The following is a 608-nucleotide window of genomic DNA, read 5'->3' on the forward strand; positions in this document are numbered from 1 at the left end:
GGTTTTCCTGGATAACCAGTCGCTCACGACATCCGAAGCAGGATGGGCAGGTGCAGGAAGCTTTTAAAAAACTTCCAGCTGGAAACGATCCTTAACATCCCGGGTCATGTTGCGCTTGCCAATGTCGATGTCTGGTTTCAGGACGAAGCCCGGTTTGGTCAACAAAATACGACTACCCGACTGTGGGCCAGGCGTGGCAGTCGCCCCCGAGCTATTCAGCAACAACAATTCGAGTACGTCTATCTCTTCGGTGCCGTCTGCCCTGCAACCGGGACAACGGAAGCCTTGCTCAGTCCTCTGGTAAACCGGGAGGTGATGAAGCAGCACTTGGCACTGATTGCAGCACGAACAAAGCCGGGTCGTCATGCGGTGGTGATCATGGACGGCGCCGGATGGCATACCATGGAATGTGCGGATGACTTCCCCAATCTCAGCCTGATCAAGCTCCCTCCCTATTCTCCCGAACTCAATCCCATTGAACAGGTATGGAGCTGGCTTCGTCAGCATGTGTTGGCTAATCGCAGCTTCAAGGATTACGACGACATCCTTGATGCCTGCACATCGGCCTGGAAGCACTTTATTGCCGATGTGGAGCGGGTGATGTCACT

At 54.3% G+C, this 608-nt stretch carries 1 pseudogene; it reads left to right on the forward strand.

From position 1 onward, the window contains the following. Nucleotides 1-608: pseudogene (locus PG892_RS22500) on the forward strand (IS630 family transposase); the annotation flags it as partial.

Source organism: Aeromonas sp. QDB68, from assembly GCF_027707405.1.
GTDB classification, from domain to species: domain Bacteria; phylum Pseudomonadota; class Gammaproteobacteria; order Enterobacterales; family Aeromonadaceae; genus Aeromonas; species Aeromonas caviae.